Origin of the sequence: Mesorhizobium sp. M7A.F.Ca.CA.002.15.2.1, from assembly GCF_003998715.1 — a bacterium.
GTDB classification, from domain to species: Bacteria; Pseudomonadota; Alphaproteobacteria; order Rhizobiales; family Rhizobiaceae; genus Mesorhizobium; species Mesorhizobium ciceri.
On record NZ_RZPI01000637.1, the window covers coordinates 1 to 3,188 of the forward strand.

Here is a 3,188-nt window from a genome sequence, read left to right on the forward strand (position 1 = left end):
CCCTTGACCAGAGGCGGCATCGCGGCGATCGCCGCCTTGGCATTGACCGCCTCGATCGGCATCAGGTCCATCGAGCAGTAGCGCCCGGAGACCGCGCGCACGTCCCAGGCCGAATTTGTGCGGCAGTGGTGGGCGAGGTAGGTGAGCGCCTCGGCATGCGCCGCCGGCACGGTGCCGTGAAAAGAAGCGCAACCGGTCATCACACCGATTTCGTAATGGTTGATGTAGGCCCAGATGCCTTGCCACAACGCCTCGATGGTGCGTTTCGAGCGGTATTCCGGCAAGACGCAGGAGCGGCCGAGTTCCAGGAAACGCTGGCCGGGGTGACGGGCAATGAGCTTGGTCAGCTCGAATTCACCTTCGGAATAGAAACCGCCGGCCGTGGCCGCGATTTCTTGCCGCAGCAGCCTATATGTACCGACGATACGGCGATGTTCGGGACCGGAAAGCGTGGTGTCCAAAACCAGCAGATGGTCGCAGAGTGGATCGAACCGGTCGGCGTCACGGCGGTCATGGGCCTGGAACAGGTCCTTCCTGGCGCCAAGTTCGTCGTAGAACACCCGGTAGCGCACTTCCTGCGCGGCCGCGATCTCGGCCTCGTTGCGAGCGAGCCGCACTTCAAGATTGCCTATACGGCCCAGTGCCGCGCCCTTTATGACGGAATCGACGTTACGTCCGGCAAGCAAGGCGCTGCTGGCGTTCGGCCGAGTGTCACATTCCGGCATAACTGTATGCACGAGTGATTCTCCTTCGAGCCATCCCTCTTGGCACGGGGATACGGTGTAGGTGCAACAGGATTGTGACAGTACCGTGATACGACGTCGTGGGCAATACTTCGTCGGCTGGCGAATACGATCAACCGGCTACGTTTAAGTGATCGCCCGGTGCGGAACGGGCGGTGGAAAGCTCAGGCCGCGACGACCTGGCCCTCGACGGCATTGACCAGCGCCTCGGGGTCGAGCGGCTTGGTGACAAAGCCGCTGGCGCCATGGGCCAACACCGCATGGCGGGTCTTTTCCTGGCTGTCGGCCGACAGCACCATGATCGGCACCGGCCGCACGGCACTTTCTTCCTCATGGCGGCGGATGGCGGCAATCGCGTCCAGCCCGTCCATGACCGGCATGTGCAGATCCATCAAGACCACGTCGAAGCGGTCCTTGTGCGCGGCGCCGGTGACAGCCTCGACGGCCGCCTTGCCGTTGCCGACCACCCTGACGCGATGCCCGGCCTTCAGCAGCGTGGCGCGGGCCAGCATGGCATTGATGTCATTGTCCTCGGCGATCAGCACCGACAGGCCGCGCTGGCGGTTGCCGACGGCGCGCAGTGTCGGCGCGCCGCGCTTTTCCGGCTGCGGCGGGCCGAGGCTCGGAGCATGGCTGCTCAACAGTACACGCAAAAGTGTTCCGCCGCGCACCGGCCTGGCCAGGAAGGTTGCGTAGCCGCTGGCGCGGAACTCGCCAAGCATGCCGCGATCTGTCGGCGCGATCAGCGTGATCGCCTCACAGTCGGAGAAACCGCTCTGGCGCAGGCGCTTGAGCAGCCTTCCGTCGCCTTCCTCCATCGCTGCATCGACCAGGATCGCGTCGCAGCCGGCGGCGAAAGGCGCGGCCTGTGCGGCGGTGGTGGCGATGTCGACCGCGCCACCGTTGGCACGGATGGTGCGGGCGATGGCGTCGGCCTCGACGGCGTTCTTCGACAGGATCACCACGCGTCTGCCCGAGAGAGCATTCTGGCGGCCCTGCGGCGCTTCGGTGGCCGCTGTCGCAGGGACTTCGAAGACGAACTCGGATCCCTGGCCGAGCCGGCTGGATACCGAGATCGTGCCACCCATGGCGGCCACCAGGCGCCTGGAGATGGCAAGGCCGAGGCCGGCCCCGCCATGTGTGCGTGTCGACGTGCCGTCGGCCTGCTCGAACTCCTCGAAAATGCGCTCCAGGTCGGCATCATGCAGGCCCGGACCGGTATCGGCGATGGTAAAGCATATGCGGTCGCTGGTTTCGGTGCGTGCGCGTGCAATGCTCACCAGCACGCCGCCGCTGTCGGTGAACTTGATGGCGTTGCCGATGAGGTTGAGAAGCACCTGCCTGACCTTGCCTGGATCGGCGGTGATCAATTGCGGCACGTCGGGTTCGACATGACAACCCAGCCCGATATCCTTGGCGAAGGCGCGCGCCGCCAGCAATTCGATGATGTTGTCGGCGATCTCGCGCACCGACATCGGCTGCGGCTCCGGGTCGAAACGCCCGGCTTCGATCTTGGAATAGTCGAGAAGATCCTCGATCAGGGCAAGCAATGCGCTGGCTGAGGTCGAGACGGCGCCGACATAGGTCTGCTGCTCCGGCGACAGGCTGGTGTCGGCGAGCAACCTGGCCATGCCCATGATGCCGTTCATCGGGGTGCGGATTTCATGGCTGACGGTGGCGAGGAAACGCGATTTGGCCTGGCTGGCATATTCGGCCCGTTCGCGTGCGGTGATCAGCGAGGACTCGGCGCGTTTGCGGGCGGTGATGTCGCGGGCGATGGCGCGGTGCGAAACCGCGCCACTGTCCTTGTCGCGCACCGACAGTTCGATCCAGGAGAACCAGCGCTGCCCGCTCGGCGTGCTGATAGAGACATCGGTGGAACTCAGGCACTCATGGTCGGAAAAGGCGGCATCGGGAACCATGCCGACCTCGATGCCGAGTTCCGCCAGGGTCTTGCCGGCAAGATCGCGCTGGTCGATCTCGACGAGATCGGCGAAGACCTTGTTGGCATAGACGATGTAGCCGTCGCGGTCGCGATGGATGACGAGATCTCCAAGCGCGTCGATCAGGCCACGAAAGCGCTCATCGCTCTCCTGCATCTCCCACATGCGGTCGGCCAGCGTCTCGATCTCGGCGCGGCTGCGGGCCGTGGTTTCGTCAAGAAGGGCGGCGGTGCGATGTTCGCTCCGCCTGGCGCGCAGATGCATGGCAAGGCCGGCTAGGCCGGTTGCGAGCAATGCAACGCTGATGAACATCGGTGCCCCGGTCAGGTGCGCCAGCCCGGCCATCACCACGATGGCGACGAATGTCAGAAAGGACAGGCCTTCGCGCCTGGAGAATTCCGGCTCGGGCACCAGCGGCGGCGCGGCGACGAAGCGCCGCGTCGACGCCGGCGGGAGCACCGCATCGACATCGTCGCCAGTGTCCGCCTGTTGGCTGCCGGAT

The 3,188-nt window shown here is 65.1% G+C and carries 2 protein-coding genes; both read right to left on the reverse strand.

The features are described from left to right. Positions 1-725: GNAT family N-acetyltransferase (locus tag ENZ74_RS26620; protein WP_164761234.1), on the reverse strand; the 725-nt coding region annotated here is incomplete at its 3' end. A 182-nt stretch (positions 726-907) separates the two neighbouring features. Further along, positions 908-3,188 (reverse strand): PAS domain-containing hybrid sensor histidine kinase/response regulator (locus ENZ74_RS26625; RefSeq protein WP_164761233.1); only part of this gene is annotated, 2,281 nt, incomplete at its 5' end.